Source organism: Aeromicrobium sp. UC242_57 (assembly GCF_044452305.1).
GTDB lineage: Bacteria > Actinomycetota > Actinomycetes > Propionibacteriales > Nocardioidaceae > Aeromicrobium.
The window spans coordinates 373,347-399,721 of sequence record NZ_JBIOAM010000005.1 but is presented as its reverse complement, the minus strand read 5'-3'; the positions used below and the strand labels follow the sequence as shown (position 1 = coordinate 399,721).

At 68.2% G+C, this 26,375-nt stretch carries 29 protein-coding genes and 8 pseudogenes; 17 read left to right on the top strand and 20 right to left on the bottom strand.

What is annotated here, in order from left to right:
- The first annotated feature begins 7 nt into the window (after positions 1–7).
- Positions 8–1,078, top strand: coding sequence for a fibronectin type III domain-containing protein (locus tag ACHMWU_RS23935; protein ID WP_396047788.1), 1,071 nt, complete (start codon positions 8–10; stop codon positions 1,076–1,078).
- Here ACHMWU_RS23935 and ACHMWU_RS23930 read toward each other — a convergent pair.
- The 3 genes from ACHMWU_RS23930 to ACHMWU_RS23920 are packed head-to-tail and all read right to left on the bottom strand — an operon-like array spanning position 1,075 to position 3,227.
- A complete protein-coding gene (locus ACHMWU_RS23930; protein WP_396047786.1) occupies positions 1,075–1,851 on the bottom strand; it encodes a penicillin-binding transpeptidase domain-containing protein in 777 nt (258 codons plus the stop codon). The two genes, ACHMWU_RS23935 and ACHMWU_RS23930, sit on opposite strands and share 4 nt — an antisense overlap.
- 10 nt (positions 1,852–1,861) lie before the next feature.
- Positions 1,862–2,065, bottom strand: a complete 204-nt coding sequence (locus tag ACHMWU_RS23925; protein ID WP_396047784.1) for a hypothetical protein — start codon at positions 2,063–2,065, stop codon at positions 1,862–1,864.
- Complete coding sequence (locus ACHMWU_RS23920; RefSeq protein WP_396047782.1) at positions 2,040–3,227, bottom strand: transglycosylase domain-containing protein; 1,188 nt, start codon at positions 3,225–3,227, stop codon at positions 2,040–2,042. The genes ACHMWU_RS23925 and ACHMWU_RS23920 overlap by 26 nt, the downstream gene beginning before the upstream one ends.
- Before the next feature lie 174 nt (positions 3,228–3,401).
- On the opposite strand from ACHMWU_RS23920, the gene ACHMWU_RS23915 reads away from it, so the two are divergent.
- Positions 3,402–3,659, top strand: coding sequence for a WhiB family transcriptional regulator (locus ACHMWU_RS23915; protein ID WP_396047780.1), 258 nt, complete (start codon positions 3,402–3,404; stop codon positions 3,657–3,659).
- Positions 3,660–3,678: 19 nt separating this feature from the next.
- On the opposite strand, the pseudogene ACHMWU_RS23910 reads toward ACHMWU_RS23915, so the two are convergent.
- Both ACHMWU_RS23910 and ACHMWU_RS23905 read right to left on the bottom strand, forming a co-directional pair.
- A pseudogene (locus tag ACHMWU_RS23910) lies at positions 3,679–4,872 on the bottom strand (ArsA family ATPase).
- A complete protein-coding gene (locus ACHMWU_RS23905; protein WP_396047778.1) occupies positions 4,869–5,828 on the bottom strand; it encodes an ArsA-related P-loop ATPase in 960 nt (319 codons plus the stop codon). The pseudogene ACHMWU_RS23910 and the gene ACHMWU_RS23905 overlap by 4 nt, the downstream one beginning before the upstream one ends.
- 115 nt (positions 5,829–5,943) lie before the next feature.
- Between ACHMWU_RS23905 and ACHMWU_RS23900 the strand changes: the two genes are divergently transcribed.
- The 5 genes from ACHMWU_RS23900 to ACHMWU_RS23880 all read left to right on the top strand — a co-directional run bounded on the left by ACHMWU_RS23900 (position 5,944) and on the right by ACHMWU_RS23880 (position 8,746).
- On the top strand, positions 5,944–6,504 hold the full coding sequence (locus ACHMWU_RS23900) for a hypothetical protein (protein ID WP_396047776.1): 561 nt from the start codon (positions 5,944–5,946) through the stop codon (positions 6,502–6,504).
- Between the two features lie 52 nt (positions 6,505–6,556).
- Positions 6,557–6,712, top strand: a complete 156-nt coding sequence (locus tag ACHMWU_RS23895; protein WP_396047774.1) for a DUF4177 domain-containing protein — start codon at positions 6,557–6,559, stop codon at positions 6,710–6,712.
- Positions 6,712–7,170, top strand: coding sequence for a RidA family protein (locus ACHMWU_RS23890; RefSeq protein ID WP_396047772.1), 459 nt, complete (start codon positions 6,712–6,714; stop codon positions 7,168–7,170). The genes ACHMWU_RS23895 and ACHMWU_RS23890 overlap by 1 nt, the downstream gene beginning before the upstream one ends.
- On the top strand, positions 7,167–7,760 hold the full coding sequence (locus ACHMWU_RS23885) for an NUDIX hydrolase (protein WP_396047770.1): 594 nt from the start codon (positions 7,167–7,169) through the stop codon (positions 7,758–7,760). The genes ACHMWU_RS23890 and ACHMWU_RS23885 overlap by 4 nt, the downstream gene beginning before the upstream one ends.
- Before the next feature lie 224 nt (positions 7,761–7,984).
- A complete protein-coding gene (locus ACHMWU_RS23880; RefSeq protein WP_396047768.1) occupies positions 7,985–8,746 on the top strand; it encodes an MBL fold metallo-hydrolase in 762 nt (253 codons plus the stop codon).
- Positions 8,747–8,847: 101 nt separating this feature from the next.
- On the opposite strand, the gene ACHMWU_RS23875 is transcribed toward ACHMWU_RS23880, so the two are convergent.
- Positions 8,848–9,525 carry a Crp/Fnr family transcriptional regulator gene (locus ACHMWU_RS23875; protein WP_396047766.1) on the bottom strand — a complete coding sequence of 226 codons (678 nt, stop codon included), beginning with the start codon at positions 9,523–9,525 and terminating at the stop codon, positions 8,848–8,850.
- Positions 9,526–9,647: 122 nt separating this feature from the next.
- On the opposite strand from ACHMWU_RS23875, the gene nth reads away from it, so the two are divergent.
- The 5 genes and pseudogenes from nth to ACHMWU_RS23850 all read left to right on the top strand — a co-directional run.
- Positions 9,648–10,355, top strand: a complete 708-nt coding sequence (gene nth, locus ACHMWU_RS23870; RefSeq protein ID WP_396047764.1) for an endonuclease III — start codon at positions 9,648–9,650, stop codon at positions 10,353–10,355.
- A 46-nt stretch (positions 10,356–10,401) separates the two neighbouring features.
- Entirely contained in the window at positions 10,402–10,674 is a 273-nt protein-coding gene (locus ACHMWU_RS23865; RefSeq protein ID WP_396047762.1) for a hypothetical protein, read from the top strand.
- Complete coding sequence (locus tag ACHMWU_RS23860) at positions 10,589–11,050, top strand: NUDIX hydrolase (protein WP_396047761.1); 462 nt, start codon at positions 10,589–10,591, stop codon at positions 11,048–11,050. The genes ACHMWU_RS23865 and ACHMWU_RS23860 overlap by 86 nt, the downstream gene beginning before the upstream one ends.
- A pseudogene (locus ACHMWU_RS23855) lies at positions 11,047–11,757 on the top strand (CvpA family protein); the annotation flags it as partial. The gene ACHMWU_RS23860 and the pseudogene ACHMWU_RS23855, both read left to right, overlap by 4 nt.
- An 82-nt stretch (positions 11,758–11,839) precedes the next feature.
- Positions 11,840–12,220 (top strand): annotated as a pseudogene (locus ACHMWU_RS23850) (trypsin-like peptidase domain-containing protein); the annotation flags it as partial.
- 13 nt (positions 12,221–12,233) lie between these two features.
- Here ACHMWU_RS23850 and ACHMWU_RS23845 read toward each other — a convergent pair.
- Positions 12,234–12,623, bottom strand: coding sequence for a phage holin family protein (locus tag ACHMWU_RS23845; protein WP_396047758.1), 390 nt, complete (start codon positions 12,621–12,623; stop codon positions 12,234–12,236).
- 72 nt (positions 12,624–12,695) lie between these two features.
- Positions 12,696–14,653 (bottom strand): annotated as a pseudogene (gene acs, locus ACHMWU_RS23840) (acetate--CoA ligase).
- Positions 14,654–14,867: 214 nt separating this feature from the next.
- On the opposite strand from acs, the gene ACHMWU_RS23835 reads away from it, so the two are divergent.
- Positions 14,868–15,599 (top strand): LuxR C-terminal-related transcriptional regulator, encoded by a 732-nt coding sequence (locus ACHMWU_RS23835; protein ID WP_396047756.1) that lies wholly within the window; start codon positions 14,868–14,870, stop codon positions 15,597–15,599.
- 104 nt (positions 15,600–15,703) lie between these two features.
- Here ACHMWU_RS23835 and ACHMWU_RS23830 read toward each other — a convergent pair.
- The 11 genes and pseudogenes from ACHMWU_RS23830 to ACHMWU_RS23780 form a co-directional block, all read right to left on the bottom strand.
- Positions 15,704–17,333: pseudogene (locus ACHMWU_RS23830) on the bottom strand (cation acetate symporter).
- Positions 17,330–17,668, bottom strand: a complete 339-nt coding sequence (locus tag ACHMWU_RS23825) for a DUF485 domain-containing protein (protein ID WP_396047754.1) — start codon at positions 17,666–17,668, stop codon at positions 17,330–17,332. Before ACHMWU_RS23825 ends, ACHMWU_RS23830 begins: the two are co-directional and overlap by 4 nt.
- 196 nt (positions 17,669–17,864) lie before the next feature.
- Positions 17,865–18,197: a hypothetical protein gene (locus ACHMWU_RS23820; protein WP_396049193.1), complete on the bottom strand. Its 333-nt coding sequence runs from the start codon at positions 18,195–18,197 to the stop codon at positions 17,865–17,867.
- 184 nt (positions 18,198–18,381) lie between these two features.
- Positions 18,382–19,356, bottom strand: a pseudogene (locus ACHMWU_RS23815) (cation acetate symporter); the annotation flags it as partial.
- Positions 19,353–19,748: a hypothetical protein gene (locus ACHMWU_RS23810; RefSeq protein ID WP_396047752.1), complete on the bottom strand. Its 396-nt coding sequence runs from the start codon at positions 19,746–19,748 to the stop codon at positions 19,353–19,355. The gene ACHMWU_RS23810 and the pseudogene ACHMWU_RS23815, both read right to left, overlap by 4 nt.
- Positions 19,745–20,479, bottom strand: a complete 735-nt coding sequence (locus ACHMWU_RS23805; protein WP_396047750.1) for a LytR/AlgR family response regulator transcription factor — start codon at positions 20,477–20,479, stop codon at positions 19,745–19,747. The genes ACHMWU_RS23810 and ACHMWU_RS23805 overlap by 4 nt, the downstream gene beginning before the upstream one ends.
- Positions 20,480–20,532: 53 nt before the next feature.
- Positions 20,533–20,949, bottom strand: a complete 417-nt coding sequence (locus ACHMWU_RS23800; RefSeq protein ID WP_396049192.1) for a sensor histidine kinase — start codon at positions 20,947–20,949, stop codon at positions 20,533–20,535.
- Between the two features lie 27 nt (positions 20,950–20,976).
- Positions 20,977–21,048, bottom strand: a pseudogene (locus ACHMWU_RS23795) (hypothetical protein); the annotation flags it as partial.
- 610 nt (positions 21,049–21,658) lie between these two features.
- Positions 21,659–22,540, bottom strand: a complete 882-nt coding sequence (locus ACHMWU_RS23790; RefSeq protein ID WP_396047747.1) for an energy-coupling factor transporter transmembrane component T family protein — start codon at positions 22,538–22,540, stop codon at positions 21,659–21,661.
- A complete protein-coding gene (locus tag ACHMWU_RS23785; protein ID WP_396047745.1) occupies positions 22,537–23,241 on the bottom strand; it encodes an energy-coupling factor ABC transporter ATP-binding protein in 705 nt (234 codons plus the stop codon). The genes ACHMWU_RS23790 and ACHMWU_RS23785 overlap by 4 nt, the downstream gene beginning before the upstream one ends.
- Complete coding sequence (locus ACHMWU_RS23780; RefSeq protein WP_396047743.1) at positions 23,238–23,819, bottom strand: biotin transporter BioY; 582 nt, start codon at positions 23,817–23,819, stop codon at positions 23,238–23,240. The genes ACHMWU_RS23785 and ACHMWU_RS23780 overlap by 4 nt, the downstream gene beginning before the upstream one ends.
- Before the next feature lie 124 nt (positions 23,820–23,943).
- Between ACHMWU_RS23780 and ACHMWU_RS23775 the strand changes: the two are divergent.
- Positions 23,944–24,030: pseudogene (locus ACHMWU_RS23775) on the top strand (TetR family transcriptional regulator); the annotation flags it as partial.
- A 64-nt stretch (positions 24,031–24,094) separates the two neighbouring features.
- Positions 24,095–24,523, top strand: coding sequence for a TetR/AcrR family transcriptional regulator C-terminal domain-containing protein (locus ACHMWU_RS23770; protein ID WP_396047741.1), 429 nt, complete (start codon positions 24,095–24,097; stop codon positions 24,521–24,523).
- Here the strand turns inward: ACHMWU_RS23770 and ACHMWU_RS23765 are convergent.
- The gene (locus tag ACHMWU_RS23765; RefSeq protein ID WP_396047739.1) at positions 24,513–25,010 is read right to left on the bottom strand and encodes an acyltransferase; all 498 of its coding nucleotides are present in this window, start codon (positions 25,008–25,010) and stop codon (positions 24,513–24,515) included. The two genes, ACHMWU_RS23770 and ACHMWU_RS23765, sit on opposite strands and share 11 nt — an antisense overlap.
- A gap of 86 nt (positions 25,011–25,096) precedes the next feature.
- Between ACHMWU_RS23765 and gmd the strand changes: the two genes are divergently transcribed.
- A complete protein-coding gene (gmd, locus tag ACHMWU_RS23760; RefSeq protein WP_396047737.1) occupies positions 25,097–26,101 on the top strand; it encodes a GDP-mannose 4,6-dehydratase in 1,005 nt (334 codons plus the stop codon).
- Positions 26,102–26,153: 52 nt separating this feature from the next.
- The gene (locus tag ACHMWU_RS23755; RefSeq protein WP_396049191.1) at positions 26,154–26,366 is read left to right on the top strand and encodes a GDP-mannose 4,6-dehydratase; all 213 of its coding nucleotides are present in this window, start codon (positions 26,154–26,156) and stop codon (positions 26,364–26,366) included.
- The last annotated feature ends 9 nt before the right edge of the window (positions 26,367–26,375 follow it).

The window sequence follows — 26,375 nt, the reverse complement described above, 5'->3', positions numbered from 1 at the left end:
CGGTCCCGTGGAGATCGCGGCACCGCAAGGCGTCCACCTCACCCAGATCGCCGCTGGCGCGAATCACGCCACGGCTGTCGGCGACGACGGAAAGTCGTACTCGTGGGGCAGCAACATCGAGGGCTACCTCGGCGACGGCACCAGCACTGACAGCGTCATCCCGGTCGCCGTGGTCCTGCCCCTCGCCTTCGCCCCGAGCGGTGTCCCCGAGGTGCTCTCGGCAGACGTCGACGGCACCGCGGTCGCCGTCGGCTGGACTGGCATCGAGGCTGACGGCTACCGCGTCCGGCTGCACCCGTCGTCCGGTGACGACGTGATCCGCGAGGTCGGACCCGACGAGACCAGCGTGGTCGTCTCCTCGCTGATCCCCGGGTCGACGTACGAGGTGAGCGTCGCCGGCACCAGCTGGGTGGGTGCCGGACGCTACTCGGTGCCTGTCTCGGCGACGATCCCTGCCGTCGCGACCTCGGTGAGTGTCGCGGCCAAGACCGTGACCTACGGCCAGAAGGGCTCGCTGGACGTCCGCGTGGCCCCTGCGTCGGCGACCGGAACGGTCGGCGTCCGTGTCGGCGCTGCTACCTACCGTGCGCCCGTCGTCGCCGGCCAGGCCCGCATCGTGCTGCCAGCCCGTGCGCAGGGCGTCGGTCGGCAGAGCGTCGACGTGGCGTTCACCCCGTCGGAGTCGCAGCATGCGGCCTCGGCGGGGCGGGCGACCTACCAGGTCGTCAAGGCGACGCCGACCCTGAAGGTGACGACCAACAAGTCGCGGGTCAAGCGTGGAGCCGGGCTCAGGGTCGCGGTGCGGGTCAGCGCCCCAGGCCTCGCACCGACCGGTCGGGTCAAGGTCGTGGTGGCCGGGAAGTCGCGGACCGTCGCGATCAAGAACGGCAAGGCGACAGCTGTCTTCACGTCGCTGCGCCGCACCGGAACAGGCAAGAAGATCGTGGTGCGCTACCTGGGTTCGAGCACCGTCAAGGCCGGGACGGGACCGCAGCCGCAGCATCTCGATCAAGAAGTAGCAGCAGGACCAGTGACCTGTGGGACGGTTCGCGCCGTCCCACAGGTCACTGTCGGCTAACGGTCGCGGCCGCGGTTGCCGCGGTCGTTCTTCTTCTTCTTGGGATCAGCCTTCTTGACGGCGACCGGTTGACGCTTGGGCGGCGTGTCGAACTTCGCCGGGGCCAAGGAGTCCTGGATCTTCTGCATCGCCTTGGCCCACATCGGACCGGCCAACGATGAACCACCGACAGCCTGGAAGTTGAGGAAGGCGCCGTTGATCTTGACGCCGGCGAGCGAACGCGGGCTGCCGTTCTTCTTGACACCGGCGATCATCGAGGCGGTCGACAGCTCGGGGGTGTAGCCGGTGTACCAGACCGACTGGTTGTCCTGGGCGGTTCCGGTCTTGGCAGCCGACGGGATCTTCAGGCCGGTGCCGTTGTTGTAGCCGAAGCCACCGGGCTCCTGCACACCGCGCAGGATGTCATTGATCTGGGCGGCCTGGTCCTTGCTGAGGATGCGCTCACAGTCGGAGCCGTACTTCTTCAGCACCTTGCCCGACGAGTCGAGGATCTCGGCGACCGGGCGGGGCTTGCAGTACATGCCGCCCGAGGCGAACGTCGCATACGCCGCAGCCATGTCGAGCGGGCTGACATTGGTGACGCCAAGCGTGAATGGTCCGACCTGCTGATCATCGAGCACCTTGATGCCCATCGACTCGGCCATCCGGACCGTGTTGCACAGGCCAGCGTCCTTCTCGAGCCGCCAGAAGTAGGTGTTCACGGACTCCCTGGTGCCCGTGTACATGTTCTTCGAGCCTGAGGTGGTCGAGTTGCTGACCGGCCACGGCGACACGCCTCCGCCGTTACAGGCGAAGTAGCTTACCGGCCGGCATCGTCATCTTGGCAGGTGAGTTGTAGGTCTTGCCGACGTCGATGCCCTTCTTGAGCGCCGCAGCAACGGTGAACAGCTTGAACGTCGAGCCGGCCGGGAAGCCGCCGGACTGTCCGTAAGCCGTCGGCACCGTGAAGTTGATGAAGGACTCACCCTTCTTCTTGCTGCGACCCATCGTGCGCGACTGCGACAGCGCGCGCACCTTGCCGGTGCCCGGCTCGACCGAGGCGAGCGCCGCGATGGCCTGGGTGTCGGTCGTCTTGACGGTGTCGTAGACGGCCTTGTCGGTGGCCTTCTGCATGCTGACGTCGATATTGGACTTGATCGTCAGACCGCCACGCTCGAGGGCTGCCTGGCGATCTGCCGCAGTCTCTCCTAGGGCCGGCTGCGCCAGCAGCCACTGGCGGACATAGTCGCAGGAGTACTCGGCGCTGGAGTCGACACAGCCGTTGGGGAACTCGGTGGTCTTGAGCCCGAGCGGCTGCGACTGGAACTTCTCGGCTTCTTGAGGCGTGATCTTGCCGAGACGCGCCATGACCGCGAGCACCGTGTTGCGCCGCTGCAGGGCCTTCTCGGGGTAGACGTTGGGGTCGTACTCGACGGGGTTCTTGACCAGACCGGCCAACGTCGCGGCCTGCCGGGCGTTGCAGCTTGTCGGGGCTGCGGGAGAAGTAACGGTCGGCAGCCGCGCTGATGCCGTAGGCGCCAGCGCCGTAGTAGGCGAGGTTGAGGTAGCGCTCGAGGATCTCGTCCTTCGAGTGGGTCTCTTCGTACTGGATCGCGAGCTTGAGCTCACGGATCTTGCGGGCCGTCGACTTCTTGGTCGCCGCCTCGACCTGGTCCTTGGTCTTGGCCTGCGACACCAGCGTCAGCTTGACGAGCTGCTGGGTGATCGACGAGCCACCCTGGGTCTGGCCGTCGGAGGCGTTGTTGACGAGGGCTCGCAACGTGCCCTTGAGGTCGAGCGCGCCGTGCTCGTAGAAGCGGTTGTCCTCGATCGCCAGCTGCGCATCCTGCATGACTGGTGCGATGTCCTTGAGCGGGACGTCCTGACGGTTCTCCTTGTAGAAGTACGCGATCAGGGAGCCGTCAGAGGCGAGCAGCCTGGTCGTCTGGGCGCTCGGCTGGTCCTCGAGGGTCAGCGGCAGGTCGACGACGTCGTTGGTCACCTTGTTGAACGTGATCGCGACGACCGCAGTGGCGGGAATCAGCATCATCGCCACGAGCAGGCCTCCGAGGCCTGACAGTCGTGCCATCGCACCGATCAGGACGGACTTGCGTCCGGTGCGGGTTTCAGACTGGGCAGCGCGTCGCAAAGAGTTGCGAAAGTCGTCCAAGGCCATACCTCACAGGGTACGTGACTAGTTCCAACTGAAGTGCCAGGCGACAAGCTGTCTAGTCATTTGTGGCTAGACAAAATGATCCTGAACGCTCTGACGCCTGAAGAGCCAACTTCCTAGGTTTGTTTTAACCAACTTCGGCCACCGTGGCCGGTCTCGGGGAGGTTAGACATGTGGAATGAAAACTGGGCGGCCGATGCCGCTTGCCGGGGAAAGTCTGATGCGCTGTTCGTCAAGGGCGCAGAGCAGAACCGGGCCAAGCAGGTGTGCGGCACGTGCCACGTCCGGGCCGAGTGCCTGGCCGAAGCGCTCGACAACCGCATCGAGTGGGGTGTCTGGGGCGGAATGACCGAGCGCGAGCGCCGTGCGCTGCTGCGTCGTCGTCCCAACGTGACCGCCTGGCGCAGCGTTCTCCAAGTCGCCGTCTGACCTCAGCGCCCGTCGAGCCTTACGGGGCTGTGCGGGCGAGCAGGTCACCGATCTGACGTAGTCCGTCGAGGTCGTGGACGTCTCCGGGCAGAGCCGCGACCGACACCGTCGGCACCGACGGATGTGCCGCGCTGAAACGTCGCTTGAGGCGGGTCTCGCGGGCGTCGACTCGCATCCGGTCGGCGTGGATCGTCAGCAAGCCGGCGGTCATCTGGTCGGTCGGGGTCCCGGTGCTGAGCCGGTGGCTCGCCGACTCGGCGTCGGATGCGCTGATGGCGTCGGCGCCGTTCTCGTGGACCCGGTTGACCACCAGGCCCGCCAGCGGCATGTTCTCGCCCGAGAGGCGTTCGACGAAGTACGACGCCTCGCGCATCGCCGCGGGCTCGGGTGCGGCGACGACCACGAACGCGGTCCCGTCTGCCTGCAGCAATGCGTAGGTGCCTTCAGCGCGCTGGCGGAAACCGCCGAACAGGGTGTCGAACGCGGCGATGAACGTCTGCATGTCGGTCAGCACCTGGGCACCGAGCACCTTGTTGAGGGCGCTCGTGACGATCCCGAAACCGGCACTCAGCAGTCTCGCCGGTCCCTTCGCCGGCGCCAGCATGATCTTGATGAACCGGCCGTCGAGCATCGACGAGAGGCGGTCGGGGGCGTCGAGGAAGTCGAGGGCCGAGCGCGACGGCGGCGTGTCGACGACGATCAGGTCCCAGGTGCCGGTCGCGTGCAGCTGGCCGAGCTTCCATCGCCATGTACTCCTGCGTGCCCGCAAATGAGCTCGACAAGGCGATGTAGAACGGGTTGGACAAGATCTGTGCGGCCTTCTCGGGCGTCGCGTGCTGCTCGACGACCTCGTCGAACGTCCGCTTCATGTCGAGCATCATGGCGTCGAGCGATCCGCCGTCGGCCGCAGCGCCCTTGACGGGGCGCGGGGTGTTGTCGAGCCGGTCAGCCCCATCGACTGGGCGAGACGACGAGCCGGGTCGATCGTCAGGACGCAGACCGTGCGCCCCTTCTCAGCAGCCCGTAGTGCGAGAGCGGCCGCGGTCGTCGTCTTGCCGACTCCGCCAGACCCGCAGCACACGACGATCTGCGTCTTCGGGTCGTCGAGCAGGGCATCGACGTCGAGCTGTCCGGCCACCGTCGTGCGCTGGCCACCGCGCGGAGCGGTGCGACCCTTGCGCGTGGACGGACTGGTCTGCGCCTTTCCGGTCATGTCAGCTCCTCCAGCTGCTCGGCCAGCTCGAACAGCCCGCCAAGGTCGATCGCGTCGCTCAGCAGCGGCGGCTCGACGAGCGGGCGCCCGCAGTCGTCGAGGATCTCGCGCTGGCCGTCCTGCAGACGCTGGCGCTCGAGGTGCGCCAAGCCGCCTTCCACGAGAGCGGGGGCGGCGTCGTCGTCGAGGCGGGTCTTCGACAGCGACTTTGCGACCTTGCTAGCCGTCAAGGAGCCGCTCGACAGTGCTTCGGCCGTGGCCGGCGACACCAGCGACGGGCGGACGAGGTTCAAGATGACGTGTCCGACCGGCAGCCGCTCGGAGGTCAGCTCGGCGATGCCGTCGATGGTCTCCTGCACCGGCATCTCCTCGAGCACCGTGACGAGGTGCACGCGCGTCGTCTTCGCGCGCATCATCTCCATGATCGAGTCGGCCTGACGCCTGATCGGCCCGACCTTGGCGAGCCCGGCGACCTCGGAGTTGACGTTGAGGAACCGGGTGATGCGTCCGGTCGGCGGGGCATCCATGATGACGGCGTCGTACGTGAAACGGTCGCCATCGCGACGCCGGGCAGCCTCGTAGACCTTGCCGGTCAGCAGCACGTCACGGACACCGGGGGCGATCGTCGTGGCGAAGTCGATGATCCCGAACTTGTCGAGCGCCTTGCCGGCGCGACCGAGCCGGTAGTACATCGCCAGGTACTCCAGGAGAGCCGCCTCGGGGTCGATCGCGAGGGCGTAGACCTCACCGCCGCCGAGGCCGACGGCGACCATGCGCTCCTCGTACGGCAGCGGCGGGACGTCGAACAGCTGGGCGATGCCCTGACGGCCCTCGACCTCGCACAGCAGCACTTTCTTGCCCTGGCCGGCCAGGGCGATCGCGAGCGCGGCAGCGACAGTCGTCTTGCCGGTGCCACCTTTGCCGGTGACGACATGGAGCTCAGTCGATTGGGCCACGTCACGAGCCTACCCAGCCTGGGCAGGACCGCCTCTTGATCAGGGATTTCCCTACTTACCTCTCCGTTCGGCCGTTCCTACGCTGGAGGCTCCCCTGGGCCTGAGGAGCTCTGTCATGCGCCGATGTGTTGCTGCTGTTGCTGTTGTCCTGCTGTTCGCGGTCGGAGCCTGTGGAGGCAGTGACGACTCCGCGCCGGGCGAGGATGTCGCCACCAGCGACGCCAACGATGTCGCCGACTCCGACGACCAGGCGGCTGCCTTCGACCCGTGCAGCGAGATCTCGGCCGACGAGGTCGGCACGATCATCGGCGCGACCGTGACCTCCGAGGTCGGTCCGTTCGACGTGTGCGAGTACGACCAGGAGGATCCGCGGGCCACGTCCGTGGCGATCGACACCCAGCCCGAGGCCGAGCTGGGCGGTGGCTTCGAGGTCTACAAGTCCGGTTCCACGTCCGTGTTGACCGACTCTCAGCTGCACGAGATCGCCGACATCGGCGACGAGGCCTTCGCCGTCACCGGGCGGTTCGGCGACGGCGAGAACACCCAGCTGCAGGCTGCGGCGTTGGTCGACGGTGTCGTGATCACGGTCAACCTGACCCAGGCATCGGGCCTGGCGGCCGACGTGCTCGTCGACCAGGCGACCCAGCTGCTGCGGCTCGCGGCCGCAAAAGCCTAAGACCTCTGGGCTGAGCAGATCTCGGGGCTGCTTGGCCAGATACAGTCAGTGCATGACGAAATGGGAGTACCTCACCGCGCCAATCCTCGTCCACGTCTCCAAGCAGATCCTGGACAACTTCGGTTCTGACGGCTGGGAGCTCGTCCAGATCGTTCCGGGCATGAACCCCGAGAACCTCGTGGGCTACTTCAAGCGACCGGTCGCCTGATGTCGCGCGTCGATGAGCGGTTGGCCGAGATTGGCCTCACGGTGCCGGTCGCCCCTGCACCGGTCGCGGTGTACGTCCCGTCCGTGCGTTCGGGCACGTTCGTTTTCACCTCGGGACAGCTTCCCCTGCAGGACGGGCAGCTGCTCGCCACCGGCAAGGTCGGCGGCGAGGTCAGCGCCGAGACGGCCTACGAGTGCGCCCGGCAGTGTGCCCTCAACGCGATCGCGGCCGTCCAGCAGCAGACCGATCTCGATGACGTCGTGCGTGTCGTCAAGGCCACGGTGTTCGTGGCCAGCACGCCTGACTTCACGGGTCAGCCCGGTGTCGCCAACGGCGCCAGCGAGCTGTTCGGCGCAGCCTTCGGCGAAGCCGGCCAGCACGCCCGCAGCGCCGTCGGCGTTCCGGTCCTGCCGCTTGACGCACCTGTCGAGGTCGAGCTGGTCGTGGAAGTTCGATGATCCGGATCCCGCTGCCGGCGCGGTTGCGCGAGTCGGCGGGCAACCCGCCGGTGACGCCGGTCGAGCCGCGACAGGCAGCGACCATCGTGGTCGTGCGCGACGGAGCCGAAGGGCTCGAGGCCTACCTGATGCGTCGCCAGGCCAGCATGGCCTTCGCAGCGGGCATGTACGTCTTTCCCGGCGGCGGACTGATGGCCACCGACTCGACGCCCGGCATCCCGTGGTTCGGCCCGGGGCCCGATGAGTGGGCGAAGCGCTTCGGCTGTGACGCCGAGCTGGCTCGCGGTCTCGTGGTCGCGGCTGTGCGGGAGACGTTCGAGGAGACCGGCATCCTGCTGGCCGGCCCCGATGGTGACACCGTCGTCTCCGACACGACCGGTGCCGAGATGGAGGCCGCGCGCGTCGCCCTCGATGCGGGCGAAGCTGGCGTTCGTCGACTTCCTGGACCAGCGGGGGCTCGTGCTGCGGGCCGACTTGCTGGGCGCCTGGGCTCACTGGATCACGCCGGAGTTCGAGCCGCGCCGCTACGACACCAAGTTCTTCGTCGCAGCGCTGCCAGCCGGCCAGAGCGTCGGCAGCCTGAGCCGTGAGGCCGACCACGCCGACTGGGTGCCGTTGTCGAAGGCGTTGGCCGCTGTCGAGGCAGGCGAGGCCGCGATGATGCCGCCGACGATCTCGACGTGCCGTGACGTGTCGGCGTTCACTGCCTCGACCGTGCTCGCTGCGGCCGCCGAACGCACGATCGAGACGATCCTGCCGAGCTCGTCATGGTCGACGGCGAGGCCTATCTCGAGACCTACCTGGGAGATTCCGCATGACTGTCACCGTCGTCACCGACCGGGTCTCGTTCGTCCTGGCCGAGAATCCCGGCATCATGACCCTGACCGGCACCAACACGTGGATCCTGCGTGAACCGGGGGCGCAGCGCTCGGTCGTCGTCGATCCTGGTCCGGAGGACGAGAAGCACCTGCAGGCGGTGCTCGAAGCGGCTGGCGAGGTGGCACTGGTGCTGTTCACGCACCGACACTTCGACCACACCGAGGCCTTGGACCGGTTTGTCGAGCTGACGGGTGCGCCGACCCGGTCGTTCGACCCGGAGTTCACGACGGGTGCCGAACCGTTGGTCGACGGCGAGCGGATCGTGGTCGACGGACTGGAGATCGAAGTCCTCGCGACGCCCGGTCACACGACCGACTCGACGTGCTTCTTGATCGGCGCGGAGGGCTCGCTGCTCAGCGGCGACACGATCCTCGGCCACGGCACGACGGTCATCGCCCATCCCGACGGCGTGCTCGGGCCGTACCTCGACTCGCTGGCGCACATCCGCGAGCTCGTGGAAGAGGGCCTCGTCGACCGGATCCTGCCGGGTCACGGTCCGGTCATCACCTCGCCGGGCGCCGTGGTCGACTACTACCTCGAGCACCGGGCCGAGCGGCTCGACCAGGTCAGGGCCGCCGTCGAGGCCGGTGCGACGACGGCGCGCGAAGTCGTCGAGACGGTCTACAAGGACGTCGACGAGATCCTGTGGCCCGCAGCCGAGCAGAGCGTCAAGGCTCAGCTCGACTACCTCGCCTGACCCCGCTGCCGGTCTCCCACGAGACCTAGCGTTCTTGCCACGTACCTGGCGTTACAGCGCTGGGTACGTGGCAAGAACGCTCGATGTGTGCGGCGCCTGGGTCAGCGGGCGCGGCGCTGCAGGCGTTCGAGGTCGAGGATGACGACCGAGCGGGGCTCGAGTCGCAGCCAGCCGCGGCTCGCGAAGTCGGCCAGGGCCTTGTTGACCGTCTCGCGCGAGGCGCCGACCAGCTGGGCCAGCTCTTCCTGCGTGAGGTCGTGGTTGACGTGGATGCCGTCGTCGGCGCGGCGACCGAAGCGCGAGGCCAGGTCGAGCAGCGCCTTGGCGACACGGCCGGGAACATCGCTGAACACCAGGTCGCCAACGACCTCGTTGGTGCGACGCAGACGGCCGGCCAGCTGGTTGAGCAGCGCGTGGGCGACGTCGGGATGCGTGTTGAGCACCGGCGAGAGAGCCTCGTGCCCGAGCGACTTCAGCTCGACATCGGTCACCGCCGTGGCCGTCGCCGAGCGCGGTCCGGGATCGAAGAACGACAGCTCGCCGAACATCTGGCCGGGGCCGAGGATCGCCAGGAGGTTCTCGCGTCCGTCAGGCGAGGTGCGACCGAGCTTGATCTTCCCGTCGGTGACGACGTACAGCTGATTGCCGTCATCACCTTCGCTGAACAAGATCTCGCCGCGGCGCAAGGACGTCGATGACATCGATGCTTCGAGTGCCCCCGCGACCTCATCGTCGAGGCCGGAGAACAGCGGTGCCTGCCGGAGAACGTCGTCGGTCACGGTCTTCCCTATCGCTCGTTGCTGGGATCACCAAGTGTGTCCCCTGGTGCAGTTTCCCACATCCGGACGACTCTGGGCCAACCACTCGCCGTGACACGTAGGCTGACCTTGTGACGACTTCCGTGAATCGACCGGACACGTCGCTGGTCAGGCGGGCGCGCAAGGTGCATCGGGTGCTCGCCGAGACCTATCCCGACGCCGGGTGCGAGCTCGACTTCCGCGACCCCTTCGAGCTGCTGGTGGCCACGGTCCTGTCGGCCCAGACGACCGACCGCCGGGTCAACGCGATCACGCCGACGCTCTTCGCGGCGTACCCCGACGCGTATGCGATGGCGGCCGCCGACCGCGCCGCACTGGAGGAGATCATCCGTCCGACCGGGTTCTTCCGGGCCAAGACCGACAGCCTGCTGGGTCTGTCGAGCGCGATCGTCGAACGGTACGACGGGCAGGTCCCTGGCCGTCTCGAAGACCTTGTGACCTTGCAGGGCGTCGGACGCAAGACGGCCTTCGTCGTGCTGGGCAATGCCTTCGACGTCCCGGGGCTGACCGTCGACACGCACTTCGCCAGGCTCGTCTGCCGTCTGGGCTGGGTGCCGCCCGAGATCGCCAAGGACGCAGTCAAGACTGAGCACGCGGTCGCGGCGATCTTCCCCCGCAAGGACTGGACGATGCTGAGTCATCGACTGATCTGGCACGGCCGCCGGCGGTGTCACGCCAAGAAGCCGGCGTGCGGCGCGTGTCCGGTCGCGCACTGGTGCCCGTCCTTCGGGGAGGGGCCGACCGATCCGGTCGAGGCGGCCGCACTTGTCACGACCCAGGGTCCGGCATGACGGTCTGCGTCGCCGCACTGTGGAGTCGCAGTCCACAATGGTGTCCATGACCGCCGCCGAGAGCCTGCCCGAGTGGCTGCGTCCCCTCGAGAAGCTCGTGACGTCGGTCGAGGCCGCGCAGCTGTCCCCCAACTTCACGACGGTCCCCGACGACGCCCGTCCCGCCGCCGTGCTGATGCTGTTCTCCGACGGACCGCACGGCCCCGCTGCTGCTGACCGAACGGGCCAAGACGATGCGCAACCACCCGGGGCAGGTGGCGTTCCCGGGCGGCAAGTCCGATCCGGAAGACTCCGACGCGGTCGCCACGGCGCTGCGTGAGGCCGAGGAAGAGATCGGTCTCGACCCGTCGACCGTGCGGGTCTTCGGCGAGCTGCCGACGTTGTGGATCCCGCCCAGCAACTTCGCCGTGACGCCCGTGCTGGCCCACTGGTGCGAGCCGACGCCGTTGCGCCCGGTCAGCGACCAGGAGGTCGTGTCGGTGCTGCACCTGCCGATCCGTCAGCTGATGGATCCAGCCAACCGCTTCAGCGTCCAGCACACTTCGGGCTGGAAGGGACCGGCCTTCGAGGTCGGCACCGACATGCCGCTGTGGGGATTCACCGCCGGGATCATCTCGCGCCTGTTCGAGCAGGTCGGGTGGGAGCAGCCGTGGGACGACAACATCGTCCGCGCGCTGCCTGAGCTGCGCTCATGAACTCGCTCGACCTGATCATCGTCGTGGTCCTGGTCGGTTACGCGATCTCGGGCTACTTCCAGGGCTTCGTGGTCAACTTGATCGCGACAGTCGGTCTGCTCGTCGGGGGACTGCTCGCGATCGCGTTCATCCCCCAGGTCCTGTCGGGGGACACGCCGACCCTGTCGAGCTCGTTGGTCGCCTTGGCGGTCGTGATCGGCGCGGCGGCGATCGGTCAAGCGATCGGGACGTACGTCGGCACCGACCTGCGCAACGGGATGACGTGGCGTCCGCTGCGCTGGGTCGACGCCGTGGCCGGCAGCGCGTTGAGCATCGTCGCGGTGCTGTGCGCGGCGTGGGCGTTGGGCTACTCGGTCAGCGGCGCATCGATCCCGTACCTGTCGATCGCCTCGCGCGACTCGTCGATCCTGCAGCGGGTCGACGGCGTCATGCCCCAGCGCGCGACGTCGGCGCTGCGGTCGTTCAACGAGGTGCTCGACACCAACATCTTCCCCCGGTACATCGATCCGTTCCAGAGCGAGGACATCGCGCCGGTCGGTCCACCGGACGACGCGACGCTGGCCCGTCCGGGCGTGCAGAAGGCGCGCGACAGCGTCGTCAAGATCCTGGGACAGGCGAAGTGCGACCGGGGCATCGAAGGCTCTGGCTTCGTCTACGCAGACGGCCGGATCATGACCAACGCGCACGTCGTGGCAGGCGTCGAGTCGCCGTCGGTCGTGATCGACGAGCGGCGGGTCCCGGCCAAGGTCGTGCTGTTCGACCGAGAAGCTCGATGTCGCCGTCCTCGCCGTCGACGGCGTCGACCTCGACCCGCTGAAGTTCGACCCGACCGGCAAGGACGGGCAGTCGGCGGCGATCCTCGGCTTCCCCGAGAACGGTCCGTTCGACGCTCGCGCTGCCCGCATCCGCAACGAGCTCACGCTGCGCAGCCCCGACATCTACGACCGGGGGCAGGTCGAGCGGCAGACGTTCTCGGTGCGCGGACTCGTCCGGTCGGGCAACTCCGGTGGACCGTTGGTCTCGGAGAAGGGCGACGTGCTCGGCGTGATCTTCGCAGCGTCGATCTCCGACAAGACCACGGGCTACGCGCTGACTGCCGAACAGGTCGCCGAGAATGCCCGCAAGGGTGTCTCAGCCACTGCGACGGTGTCGACCGGCGGCTGCGCCTAGGAGGCTGGCTCTACTACGAGGTCTTGCCCTTCAGCGCCGCTGGGATCTCCTTGGCGGTGTCGATCGTGCGTTGGGGTGCGCGGATCTTCTTCAACGCCTTGATGCCGACGAGGATCAGCAGCACCGCGAGCAGCAGGTAGGCGCCGGAGACGATGAGGAACGCCCAGGCCGGGTGCAGGCCCGTCATGGTCAGGAAGTACGCGAACGAGAACGACAGCAAGATGATGATCATCAGGCCGAGGAAGCCGGCCACGGCGATCATCCCGGCGCCGATGCCGCCAGCCTTGGCGCTGACCCGCAGCTCGCTCTTGGCCAGCTGGATCTCGGCCTGCACCAGTGCGGAGATGTCGCGGCTGGCATCTGCGACGAGCCGGCCGATGGTCGGGTCTTCCTGGGTGCTCATGCTCCGACCCTACAAGCGACCGCCGATCCCGCGCAGGGGACCGGCGGTCACCGGGACAGCAGATTGTCGGTGTCAGTCCTCCGTGGACGTCTTCATGCCAGACGTGATGAGGTCCATGACGCCGCTGTCGGCGAGGGTCGTCGTGTTGCCGACCTCGCGGTTCTCGGCGACGTCGCGCAGCAACCGCCGCATGATCTTGCCCGACCGCGTCTTGGGCAGCTCGGGCACGACCATGATCTGGCGGGGCTTGGCGATCGGGCCGATCTGGTGCCCGACGTGGTTGCGCAGCTCGGAGATGACGTCCTCGCCACCGTCGCCGGCCGACTCTCGCAGGATCACGAATGCGACGACGGCCTGGCCGGTGGTCTCGTCGTTGGCGCCCACGACGGCGGCCTCGGCGACCTTCGGGTGCGAGACCAGCGCAGACTCGATCTCGGTCGTCGACAGTCGGTGACCCGACACGTTCATGACGTCATCGACGCGGCCGAGCAGCCAGATCGCGCCGTCCTCGTCCTTGCGGGCACCGTCGCCAGCGAAGTAGTAGCCGGGCCAGCGCGACCAGTAGGTGTCCTTGTAGCGCTGGTCGTCGCCCCAGATCGTGCGCAGCATCGACGGCCACGGCTCGGTGATGACGAGGTAGCCGCCCTCGCCGTTCTCGACCGGGTTGCCGGCGTCGTCGACGACCTCGGCCGCGATGCCGGGCAGGGCCGTCATGGCCGAGCCGGGCTTGCCGGACGTCACGCCCGGCAGCGGGGTGATCATGTGTGCGCCGGTCTCTGTCTGCCACCAGGTGTCGACGATCGGCGTGCGTCCGCCGCCGATGTTGTCGCGGTACCAGACGTATGCCTCGGGGTTGATCGACTCACCGACCGAGCCGAGGATGCGCAGCGATGTCAGGTCGTACTTCGCGGGGATGTCGCTCGCCCCACTTTCATGAACGTGCGGATGGCGGTCGGCGCCGTGTAGAAGATGGTCACCCCGTACTTCTGGATGATTTCCCACCAACGTCCTCGGTTCGGGGAGTCGGGTGTGCCTTCGTACATGACCTGGGTTGCTCCCTCGGCCAACGGCCCGTAGGTCAGGTACGAGTGACCGGTGACCCAGCCGATGTCGGCGGTGCACCAGTAGACGTCGGTCTCGGGCTTGTGGTCGAAGACCGCCCAGAACGAGTACGCCGCCTGCGTCAGGTAACCGCCCGTGGTGTGCAGGATGCCCTTGGGTGAACCGGTCGTGCCCGAGGTGTACATGACGTACAACGGGTGCTCGGCGTCGAACATCTCCGGGGTGTGGTCGGTCGACGCGGCGTCGACGGTGTCGTGCCACCAGACGTCGCGACCCTCGGTCCACTCGACGTCCTGACCCGTGCGGCGCACGACCAGGACGTTGCGGACGTCGGGGCACTTCTCGAGCGCCTCGTCGACCGCAGGCTTGAGCGCCGACGGGGCGCCGCGACGGTAGCCGCCGTCGGCGGTGATGACGATCTTGGCCTCGCAGTCGATGATGCGGCTCGACAGGGCATCTGCGGAGAAGCCGCCGAACACGACGGTGTGCGGCGCTCCCAGGCGTGCGCACGCCAGCATCGCCACGACGGCCTCAGGGATCATCGGCATGTAGATCGCGATGCGGTCACCGGTCTGGACGCCGAGGTCGATCAGCGCGTTGGCGGCCTGGGACACCTGGTCCTTGAGGCGCGTAGGTGATGTCGCGAGCGTCGTCGATCGGCTCGCCGACGAAGTGCAGCGCGACCTTGTCGCCGCGACCGGCTTCGACGTGGCGGTCGACGCAGTTGTAGGACGCGTTGGCTGGCCGCCGACGAACCACTTCGCGAAGGGGGCGTTGCTCCAGTCGAGGACGTCGTTGAACGGGGTTCCCCAGTCGAGCCGGTTGGCCTGCTTGCCCCAGAACGCGATCCGGTCGCTTGCGGCGACGTCGTACTCGTCGGCCGTGACGTTGGCTGCGGCGGCGAGGTCGGCCGGGGGATCGAAGGTCCGTTCCTCGTGCGACAGGTGGCTGATGTTCGGATCGTTCACAGTTGCTCCTCGTCATCGCAGTCGGTCGGCGGCTCGGACGTGCATCGGGTCGCCGTGACAAACTGGGTGTGGTCTACCCCACATGGTCGCGGGGTGGTGGAAGAAGTTCTAGCCCCAGAAGGGGGTACGTCGTGGGGGATGCTGGTCGGCTCGAGGACCACGATCTGTTGCGGTCGGCCGCAGCGCGCCTGCGCCGCGACAGCGACGTCCCCTGGTGTTCGGCGGCCTGCGTGACGAGCACGGCGTGCCTGTCACGCTGACGATGGGCGAGATCACGACCGACCTGTCGTCCATCACGATCCGTCCGGCGGCAGGCCTGGGCGGCAAGACCTGGCTCAGCCGGCGTCCCGCGTACGTCAGCGACTACGGCACGTCGCCGGAGATCACTCACGAGTACGACCGGCAGATCCTTGGCGAGCGGGTCACGTTCCTGGCGGTCGTGCCGATCGTCGTGCGTGAGGACGTCCGGGGTCTGCTGTACGCCGGGACGCGCGGTGAGGCCGAGCTGTCGCCCGAGGCGTTGGAGGCCCTGGTGGCCGAGTCCCGTCGGGTGGCCGGTGAGCTGGAGATCCGCGACGAGGTCGACCGGAGGGTCGGCTTGCGCGACGCCCAGGCCGTCGCGGGTCCAGAGACTGCGGAGCGGCAGCGGTTCCGCGACGCCTTCGCCGAGATGCGAATCATCGCTCGGGAGACGACCGATCCGGCGACCCGTGCGCGGATCGAGGCGTTGCTCGATCCGTCGACCGGCGCCGTGATCTTGACCGAACGGCAGCTCGACGTCATGGGCCTGGTCGCGATGGGCTGCCGCAATGCCGAGATCGCCGACCGGTTGGGCCTGGGCCGCGAGACCGTCAAGAGCTATCTGCGCAGCGCGATGGCCCGCCTCGGTGCCCGGTCGAGGCACGAGGCCGTCACGAACGCTCGCCGCGCCGGCCTCCTGCCCTAACGCTGAGGAGGGGGTTGTCGCCCTCCGGCGAGAGGGTTTCGGCCCTCGCCTGGGGCGGTAACCGCCTCCTGGTGGGGCCGTAACCCCCTCCTCAGCGTGGGGGGTCACTTCTCTGATCCGGCTCCGGTCATCGACCGGACGTCCAGCTCGACGTAGCGCGCTTCGGCATCGTGGTCGCGGGCCGTCACGGTGCCCAGCCAGCCGAAGAAGAAGCCCAGCGGGATCGAGATGATGCCGGGATTGGCCAGCGGGAACCAGCTGAAGTCGGCCCCGGTGATCATCGCGGTCTCCGAGCCGGAGACGACCGGCGAGAAGATCACCAGCCCGACGCACGAGATCAAGCCGCCGTAGATGCTCCACACCGCACCCCGCGTGTTGAACCGGCGCCAGAACAGGTTGAACAGCAGCGCCGGGAGGTTGGCCGACGCAGCGACCGCGAAGGCCAGTGCCACCAGGAACGCGATGTTGAGCTTCTGGGCCGGGATCGACAGCGCGATCGCGATGCCGCCGATGATGAAGGCCGCGATGCGAGCAACCTTGACCTCCTGCTTCTCGGTGACCTTGCCCTTCTTCCAGACGTTGGCGTACATGTCGTGAGCCACCGACGATGCAGATGTCAGGGTGAGGCCAGCGACCACCGCGAGGATCGTCGCGAAGGCGACCGCCGAGATGAAGGCGAGCAGCAAGGCGCCACCGGTCGAGCCGGATCCTCCGCCCACGGCCTCGGCCAGCAACGGAGATGCGAGGTTGCCGCCCGAGTCGACGATGTCCTGCTTCTTGTCGCCCTTGACGAGTGCAGCCGCACCGAAGCCCAGGACGAGCGTCATCAGGTAGAACGAACCGATCAGGCCGATCGCCCAGAGCACCGACTTGCGCGCCTGCCGGGCCGTCGGAACTGTGTAGAAGCGGATCAGGATGTGCGGCAGACCTGCCGTGCCGAGCACGAGGGCCAGGCCGAGCGAGATGAAGTCGATCTTGGCCTCGGTCGAGACGCCGTACTTGAGTCCGGGCTCGAGGAACGCCTTGCCGGCTCCGCTCTCCTCGGCGGCCGTCCCGAGCATGTCGCTGATGTTGAAGTTGAACTTCGCGAGCACCAGCACCGTGATCAGCACCGTGCCGACCATCAGCAGGACCGCCTTGACGATCTGCACCCAGGTCGTGCCTTTCATGCCACCGACCGTGACGTAGAAGATCATCAGCACGCCGACGCCGATGATCGTGAGGTTCTTGGTGGTCTGGCTGTCGGCGCCGAGCAGCAGCGCCACCAGCGCACCAGCACCGACCATCTGTGCGAGCAGGTAGAAGATCGAGACGACGACGGTCGAGGTAGCAGCAGCCGTGCGCACGGGACGCTGCCGCATCCGGAACGCGCAGCTGGTCGGCCATCGTGAACCGGCCGGAGTTGCGCAGCAGCTCGGCTACCAGCAGCAGGGCCACGAGCCAGGCGACCAGGAAGCCGATCGAGTACAGGAAGCCGTCATAGCCCGACAGTGCGATGGCTCCGGAGATGCCCAGGAACGAAGCGGCGGACATGTAGTCGCCGGCGACGGCGAATCCGTTCTGGACGCCGGAGAAGCTACGTCCGCCCGCGTAGTAGTCGGCGGCGGTCTTGTTGTTGCGGCTGGCCCAGAAGGTGATGCCGACCGTGATCAGCACGATCACGACGAACAGCGAGCCGGTCAGTGCCTGGTTGCCGTCGTCGCTCGCGGCGAGGAGCGTGTCTGCGGTCCTCATCGCTCGATCTCCTGCTCGTACTCCTCACGCAGGCGATCTGCGATGGGGTCCATGCGGGACGCCGCGAACCGGGCGTACCAGATCGCGATGCCGAAGGTCGTGACGAACTGCAGCAGGCCGAACACCAGGGCGACGTTGATGTTGCCGAACAGCACGTGGCCCATGAAGGCATCCGCGTAGTTCGACATCAGGACGTACAGCAGGTACCACGCCATGAAGGCGATGGTCAGGGGGACGACGAAGCCGAGGTACGAACGCTTCAGCTGGGCGAAGTCGTCTGACGCGTGGATGCGTTGATAGGCCGCATTGGCCTCGTCGGAGATCGTCTCGCGCATGGTGACACCTCTTCTGGTCCGGGACGGCGCGACATGCGCCTCCTGTCCAGAACGCTAGGGATGTTCGGGGGTGTGAGCCAGGTCACCGGGCAGCCGATGCGCCGGGGCGGGGATGCGGTGCGACGTGCGGTCGTGGACGGTCGATAAACGGTCGTTCTCGCACGACGAACGGCCCCGGTGTGGTGCCCCCGGCGGGTCAGGGGTGGCGGTCGACGTCGATGTGCTCGGGGGTGTGCAGCCGCACCATGGTGCGCGCGACGGTGCCCGGAACGGCCGAACGGGTCAGCAGTGACACCCCGATCATGAGGCCGAAGCCGACCGGGACCGACCATGCCGCAGGCTGGCTGATCAGCACACCGAGCCATCCGTCCGGCCCCCAGGCGATCGTCATGACGGGGGCGACACCCGCGCACAGCCCGCCGCCGACGAGACCGGCGATCGCGCCCGGGGCGGTGAGCCCGCGCCACCAGATGCCGAGCATCAGCAAGGGGCAGAACGTCGAGGCGGCGAGCGCGAAGGCGAAGGTCACCGAGCTGGCGACCGAGATCCGCTCCGACGACAGCGCCAGCGCGAGTGGCACCAGTACCCCACCGGCTGCCGCGAGTCGCAGCGCCGTGATGGTCGACAGCTTGCCCGCGTGCGATCCCTTGGCCGATGACTCCGGCGATCGACATCGTGAGTCCAGACGACGTCGACAAGAATGCGGCGAACGCGCCCGCCGTGAGGAGGGCGGCGAGCAGCTCGCCGGCGCTTCCGCCGATGACCCGCGACGGCAGCTCGAGCACCACCGCGTCGGTCCGACCGGAGTCGATCAGGTCGCTGGCGTAGATGCGGCCGAGGACGCCGTAGATCGTCGGCAGCAGGTAGAACGTCCCGAGCAGGGCGAGCACGATCAGCGTCGTGCGCCGGGCCGCGCGACCGTCCGGATTGGTGTAGAAGCGGACGACGACGTGCGGCAGGCCCATCGTGCCGAGGAATGTCGCGACCATGACCGAGTACGTCAGGTACAGCCCGGGGCCATCGGTCACCGTGAACGGGGCGAACCAGGCCTCGGATGCCACCGGCGATGGTCTGCCGTCGCGCAGCCACGCCTGAGCCAGGAAGAACACGGGGATCAACAGGGCTGCGAGCTTGAGCCAGTACTGGAACGCCTGCACGAACGTGATGCTGCGCATGCCGCCGGAGACGACGTTGATGACGACGATCACGGCGACCAGCACGGTGCCGACCCAGGTTGGCGCGCCCGTCACGGTGCGCAACGTCAGTCCGGCCCCCTGGAACTGCGGCATCAGGTAGAGCCACCCGACGGCCACGACCAGGACGCTCGCGACCTGCCGCACCCGCACCGACTGCAGCCTGACCTGGGCGAAGTCGGGGATCGTGTAGGCGCCCGACCGGCGCAGCGGGGCCGCGACGAAGACCAGCAGCATCACGTATCCGGTCGTCCAGCCGATGGGGTACCAGAGCATGTCGGCGCCGTGCGCGAGCACCAGGCCGGCCACGCCGAGGAAGGATGCGGCCGACAGGTACTCGCCGCCGATCGCAGAGCTGTTCCACACCGGGCTGACCGACCGCGAGGCGACGTAGAAGTCGCTCGTGGTGCGGCTGAGTCGCAGACCGAACGCACCGATGCCGAGCGTGGCCAGCGAGACGAGCGTGACCGCGACGACGCCGTACGTGGAGTTCATGGTCCGTCGGGCTCGACGAGCGCCGTGAAGTCGCGCTCGGCCCGTTCGGCCTGCCGGATGTACACCCAGCCGAGCAGGAACAGCCCCGGATAGACCGCCACGCCCAGGATCAGCCACGGGGCCGGAACACCCAGCACGTGGAACTCGGTGACGGCGTCGAAGCTCAGGAACACCAGCGGCAGCGCGCCGATCGACAGCACCAGCGTCAACGTCACCGTCAGTGCCGCGCGCAGCTGCGAGCGGATCAGCGACCGCATGTAGATCTCGCCGATCGCGGTGGACTCGTCGATCTCTTGGTGCACGCTGCGGCGCACATGAGCCGGCGCCGAAGTGAGCGGGTTGGTGACCCGGACCCGTCCGGTGTAGACCGGTGGCTCCTCGGGGTCGCTCACAGCGCCCGCTCGTGGATCAGGTCGCGCAGGGTCCGGGTGTGCCGGCGAGCCACCTGCAGCTTCCAGCAGGGTGTCGCCGGAGGGGACGACGACGCTGCACCGTCCGGCTTGCATGCGCACCTCGCGGACGTGGCGAGGTTGACCAGGAGGCTGCGGTGGATGCGCGCGAAGCCGGCCGCGGCCCATTCCTCGGCGAGGGTGCCGAGCGGGATGCGGACCAGGTGGCTGCTGCCGTCGGTGACGTGCAGCCGCACGTAGTCGCCCTGCGCCTCGGCGTGGGCGACGGAGGTGCGGGAGATGAAGCGCGTGACACCGCCGAGCTCGACGGCGATCTGCTCGTCGACCGACGGGTGGACGTGCTGGTCGTCGGCGCAGGCCCGCCGGACGCTCTCACGCAGTCGTTCCTCGCGGATCGGCTTGAGCAGGTAGTCGACGGCGTTCATCTCGAAGGCCTCGACCGCATGGGCTTCATGGGCCGTGACGAACACGATGCTGGGCGCGTCGCGGAACCGACCGAGCAGCCGGGCGATGTCGAGACCGCTGAGTCCGGGCATCGCGACGTCGAGGAAGACGAGATCGATCCCGCCCTGCTCGAGGATCCGCAGGGCGTCGGATCCGTCGTTGGTCGCCCGCACCGACGCGATGCGGTCGTCGCGCTCGAGCAGCCACACCAGCTCGTCGAGGACAGGCTGCTCGTCGTCGACGACCAGGGCATGGAGCGCGGCGGTCATGGGGTGATCCTTGCCGAGGGTGACCTGGGCCACAAGTCCTGATGGGGCGCTCGTCAGGTCGTGGGGTCGACGGCGGGCGAGAACTTCGGCACTCGCAGCGTGACCTTGGTGCCATGGCCTGGTGCGGTCTCGACGACGATGCCGTACGCGTTGCCGTAGACCGTGCGCATCCGTTCGTCGACGTTGGCGAGACCGACAGACGCGCTGGGGTTGCTGCCTGACAGGGCGGCCCGGACGATCTCGGGGTCGACGCCGGCACCGTCGTCCTCGATCGTGATGACGCACTCGTGACCTGCGTCCTTGGCCGTCAGGGTGATGGTCCCGTCGCCGGCGCGGCTCTCCAGTCCGTGCCTGACCGCGTTCTCGACGAGGGGCTGGACCGACAGGAACGGCAGGGTCACGTTGAGCACCTCGGGAGCGACCAGTGTCACGACGCGCAGCCGGTCGCCGAAGCGGGCCTTCTCCAGCACGAGGTAGCGCTCGATCGAGCGAAGCTCCTCGGCCAGTGTCGTGAACTCTCCGTGCTGACGGAACGAGTAGCGGGTGAAGTCGGCGAACTCGAGCAGCAAGCTCGCGGGCGCGTTCGGGGTCGGTGCGGACGAAGGAGGCGATCGCGCCCAGCGAGTTGTAGATGAAGTGCGGCGAGATCTGGGCTCGCAGGGCTCGCAGCTGCGGCCTCCATGAGCGCGGTGCGCGAGGTCGCCAGCTCGGCGAGCTCCAGCTGGCTCGACATCCAGCGCGCCACCTCGGTCGTCGCCCTGGCCAGTCCGGCGGAGGCCTCGTCGGCCATGATCACGACGCTGCCGACGACATGCCCCTCGATCGCGAGCGGCGCGACGATCATCGCGCCCGAGGCCTTGGTCGTCCCGCTGCCGATCGCCGCGTCCATCAGCTCGGCGACGTCATCGGGGCTGCCGGGGCCGTCCCAGGCCAGCGGACCGCGGGTGTCGGTGATCGCGACGGTGCGCGCGCCGAGCAGGGTCCGGACGTGCGGCAGCGCGCTGGCCGCGCTCTCGGCGTCGAGGCCGCGGCGCAGTGCGGGGGCTGCCAGCGACGTGGTGTGCAGGGTCTCGTACGTCGCCCGGTCCTCGGCCGTGCCGAGGCTGGGTCGCCGTGACAACAGCCACCAGCGGGCGAACCCTGCGCCGGCCACGAGCACCGCGGCGGCGATGATCGCGGTCAGCAAGTTGTCCATGCGTGGACGGTACCTGCAAACGTCGCCCTCGCGGGCGCGGTGGATCTGCAACCTGTGGCGGTCGTCTTCGCTCTGGCGCGGTGGTTTATCAACCTGTGGCGGTCGTCTTGGCCCTGGCGCGGTGGTTTATCAACCGCATTCAGCGGGATGAGGTTGCTGAGACACCGGCCCGGCGGGATGAGGTTGCTGAGACACCGGCCCGGCGGGATGAGGTTGCTGAGACACCGGCCCGGCGGGGCGGGGCCAGAAACAGTCAGTCGTCGGCGATGCCGCGCGCGTGCAGGGCGTCGCCGGTCTCGTAGGCCCGGGCGACGGTGCGGATCGCCATCGGCACGAGCAGCGCTCGGGGACTGCGTTCGAGGCCGCGGGCCTTGGCGGCGGCGCGGGTCTCCTGGGCGATCTCGAGGATTCCGGGGGATCGCGCGGATCATGAGCGAGAACGCGAGGGCGACCTTCTCGGGATTGACGCCGAAGCGGCGGAACGGTCCCAGCCCTCGGGTGATCGCGTCGAGCATTGCGTCGATGGGAGTCGTGCCGGTGAACACGAGGGCCGCGATCACCAGGGCCAGCAGGTCGCCGATGACATGGATCGCGGTCGGCCATCCGCGCTGCCAGACCTGGAACACCGTGACGAACGTGATGACCAGCAGCAGCGGTCGCATCGCCCGCAGGATCGAGCGCAGCGGCAGGCGCGCCCACGCGACCAGCAGCAGCGAGAACGCGACGAAGCCGAGGGCCGTCCACGGGCCTTTCGCCACGACCGTGACGACGCCGTAGAGCGCGAGCAGGCCGATCTTCGGGCCGGCCGGGATCTTGTGGAGCAGGGTCGTGCCGGGCCGGTAGGCGCCGAGCGGCGACGTGATCACGCGTCGACCAGCGAGCGGTAGAACGCGACTGCCTCGCGGGGGTCGCCGTCGAATGCGACCCGCGCGTCGTCGACGACGAGCACCCGGTCGCAGCGTTCGGCCAGGTCGAGGTCGTGGGTGACGAGCACGAGCTGCTGGGACAGCCCGAACAGGCGATCGGCGACGAGTCGGGTGTTGCGCAGGTCGAGCAGGGTCGTCGGCTCGTCGGCGACGACGATGCGTGGTTCGGTCGCGAGCACCCCGGCGAGTGCGAGCATCTGCTTCTGGCCGCCCGAGAGCGCGTGCACCGTCGTGCTGGCCTTGTCGGCGAGACCCAGCTCGGCCAAGATCTCGACGGCGCGGGCCTGCCGAGCCGCCTTGTCCTTGATCGAGCGTCGCAGCGACAGCGCGATGTCCTCGGCGCACGTGGGCATCACGAGCTGGGCGTCGGGGTTCGTGAACACGAAGCCGACCTGGCGGCGTACCGCCGGACCGTCCTTCTGGGTGTCGTGGCCGTTGACGACGACGCTCCCGGCCGTTGGTTCGACCAGCCCGTTGAGCAGGCGGGCGAAGGTCGACTTGCCCGATCCGTTGCTGCCGATCAGGGCGATGCGCTGCTCGTCCAGGTGCAGCGTCGTGGGGTGCAGCAGGACGAGGTCACCGTCTGGTGTGTCTACCGAGACGGTGACCTCGTCGAAGTGGATCGAGCTGGGCTCGCTCAACGGCGCGACGTCAGTTTCGGGAACGCGCGGAGCACCGCAGCGGCAACGATGGCGGCCAACACGCCCTTGACGATATCTGCCACGAAGAACGGGGTGGCGTAGCCCCAGGCGACGGCGAGGCTGACGTCGAACTTCCACGCCATGCCGAGGGTTCCGAGGGTGCCGACGACGGCAACCGTCACGATCGCGGCGGCGATCGAGACCACGACGACGAACGACGCCGGATCGCGGCGCGCGGCACGGTGGGCGACGAATCCGACGATCAGTGCCGCGATCGGGAAGGCGAGCAGGTAGCCGACGGTCTCGCCAGCCCAGACGGCAGGACCGGCGGCTCCCTTGGCGAAGACCGGCAGCCCGGCGGTGCCGACCGCGAGGTACAGCACCACGGTGAGGAAGCCCCGCAACGCTCCGAGGATCGAGGCGGCGAGGAAGATCGCGAACATCTGGAGCGTGAAGGGCACGTTGATCGATCCGACGGTCAGCTGTGCACAGACCGCGATGAGGGCGGCGAACGTCGCGACGAGGGCCAGGTCGGTCGTGCTCAGACCGGCGCTGCGCTTGAGGGTGGCATTGCTCATGGGTTCTGCTCCTGCACGGAAAAGTGGGGGAATCGCATTCCTGAACGGTGCTCAGGTGAACGGTGTTCAGGTTAACCTATAGACTTCGAGCGCTGTCAATGTGACGTACCCGACCGGAGGCCCCATGCGCTATCGCCGCACCGACATCGTCGAGCGTGCTGTCGACATCCTCGACCAGTACGGACTGTCAGACCTGTCGATGCGCCGCATCGCGTCCGAGCTGGGTCTGCAGCCGTCGGCGCTCTACCACCACTTCGGCAACAAGCAGGAAGCTCTTGGCAGCGGTCGCCGACGAGGTGCTCGAGCGCGGGACCCGGGCCGCACGACCCGACCAGGCGTGGGACGAGCAGGTCGGGTCGCTGAGCCGCGAGCTGCGCGACGCGATGCTGGCTTACCGCGACGGCGCCGAGCTCGTCGCGACAGTGCACGCCTTCGGGCTCGGCAGCCGCTCGCCGTCGACCCGGCTGGCCACCGCCATCGAGTCCGCCGGCTTCGACGAAGCCTTCGCGCAGACCGCCGCGATGACCGTCCTGCACTTCACCTTCGGGCACGTCTCGGACGAGCAGACCCAGCTGCAGGCCAACAGCGTCGGCGCGATCGACGCCGACCCGTTGACGCCGTCGGGCGCCGAGTCGTTCGACCTGGGGCTGGGCCTGATCCTCGACGGAATCCGGCAGCGCCAGCAGGTCGAGGTCAGTCGCTGAGGTCCTTGACCCGTCGAGCCGGAGCGCCGGCGTAGAAGCCGTTGGGCGCGCAGTCGCTCGTCACGACCGAACCGGCGCCGATGATGCAGCCCTCGCCGATCGTGACCCCCGGCTGGATGATGACGTTGACCCCGACCCACGTCCCGTCGCCGATCGTGATCGGCAACGACTTCTCGGCGCCCATGCGGCGTGCCGACGGGCCGACGTCGTGCGTCGTGGTGATGAGCTGGGAGTAGAAGCCGATACCGCAGTTGTCGCCGATCGTGATGCGCGCGCCCGCCTCGAACAGGACGCACCAGTTGATCGTCGTGTTCTCGCCGATCGACACGTTGGGGCTGCTGAACACGAACCGCGGGTGGATCTCCTTGCTGCGGGTGTCGACCCCCCATGCCCGCAGGAGGCGGTAGCGGACGCCCCGCGGCATCAGCTGGGCCGCGACGACGGAGTTGACGAAGGCGCGGACGACGACGCGCAGCACGTTCTTCACGGCGGCGACACTACCAATCGTCCCGGGCGGACGGGGTGTTCTGCGCGTGGTCGTCACCTCGGAGCGGTCGAGTCGTTAGGTAGGACATGAAGCGTGCGTTCATCACGGGGATCACCGGGCAGGACGGCTCCTACCTGGCCGAGCTGCTGCTGTCCAAGGGGTACGACGTGCACGGCCTCGTGCGCCGTTCGTCGTCGTTCAACCGTGGCCGGATCGACCCCATCTGGGCCTCCGAGCCCGCTGCGGCCGAGCACCTGCACCTGCACTACGGCGACATGACCGACGGTGTCAGCCTGGTCAACCTGATCCGCGACATCCGCCCCGACGAGGTCTACAACCTGGCCGCGCAGAGCCACGTCAAGGTCTCGTTCGAGATGCCCGAGCACACGGCTTCGGCCGATGGCGTCGGCACGATCCGGCTGCTGGAGGCGATCCGCGCAGCAGGTCTGACGTCGCGGTTCTACCAGGCGTCGACGTCGGAGATGTTCGGCGCGACCCCGCCTCCGCAGGACGAGAAGACGATGTTCTACCCGCGTTCGCCCTACGGTGCAGCCAAGCTCTACGCGCACTGGGTCACGGTCAACTACCGCGAGGCGTACGACATGTTCGCGGTGTCGGGAATCCTGTTCAACCACGAGTCGCCCAGGCGGGGCGAGACGTTCGTGACCCGCAAGATCACCCGGGCTGTCGCGCGCATCAAGGCCGGGACGCAGAAGGAGCTCGTGCTCGGCAACATCGACTCGGTCCGCGACTGGGGCTACGCCAAGGAGTACGTCGAGGGCATGTGGCGGATGCTTCAGCAGGACGAGGCGAGCGACTACGTCCTGGCGACCGGCACCGGCACGACGGTGCGCGAGTTCTGCGACCTGGCCTTCTCGCACGCCGGTCTCGACTGGCGCGACTACGTGACGTACGACGAGCGCTACGAACGTCCGACCGAGGTCGACGCCCTGCTGGGCGATCCGTCCAAGGCCCGTGAGGTGCTGGGCTGGAAGGCCGAGACGTCGACACCCGAGCTGGCGGCGCTGATGGTCGAGGCCGACATCGACGAGCTCGCGCGCGGAGGGGCACAGGTCGAGCCGGCACGATGACCTATCGTCCTACGGCTCTGATCCTGGGTGTTGCAGGCCAGGACGGCACCCTCTGGCCCGCCAGCTGATGGCGTCCGGCCGGCAGGTCGTCGGCACGGTGCGCCCGCGCAGGGGACTCGCCCGAGCGGCCTACCTGCACGGTGTCGACGTCGTGCCGCACGACGTCCAGGACACTCCAGGCTTCACCCAGCTGTTGCAGGTGTATCGACCCAGCGAGGTCTACAACCTGGCCGGCCTCACCTCCGTCGCGGCGAGCTTGGAGTGACCCCGACGG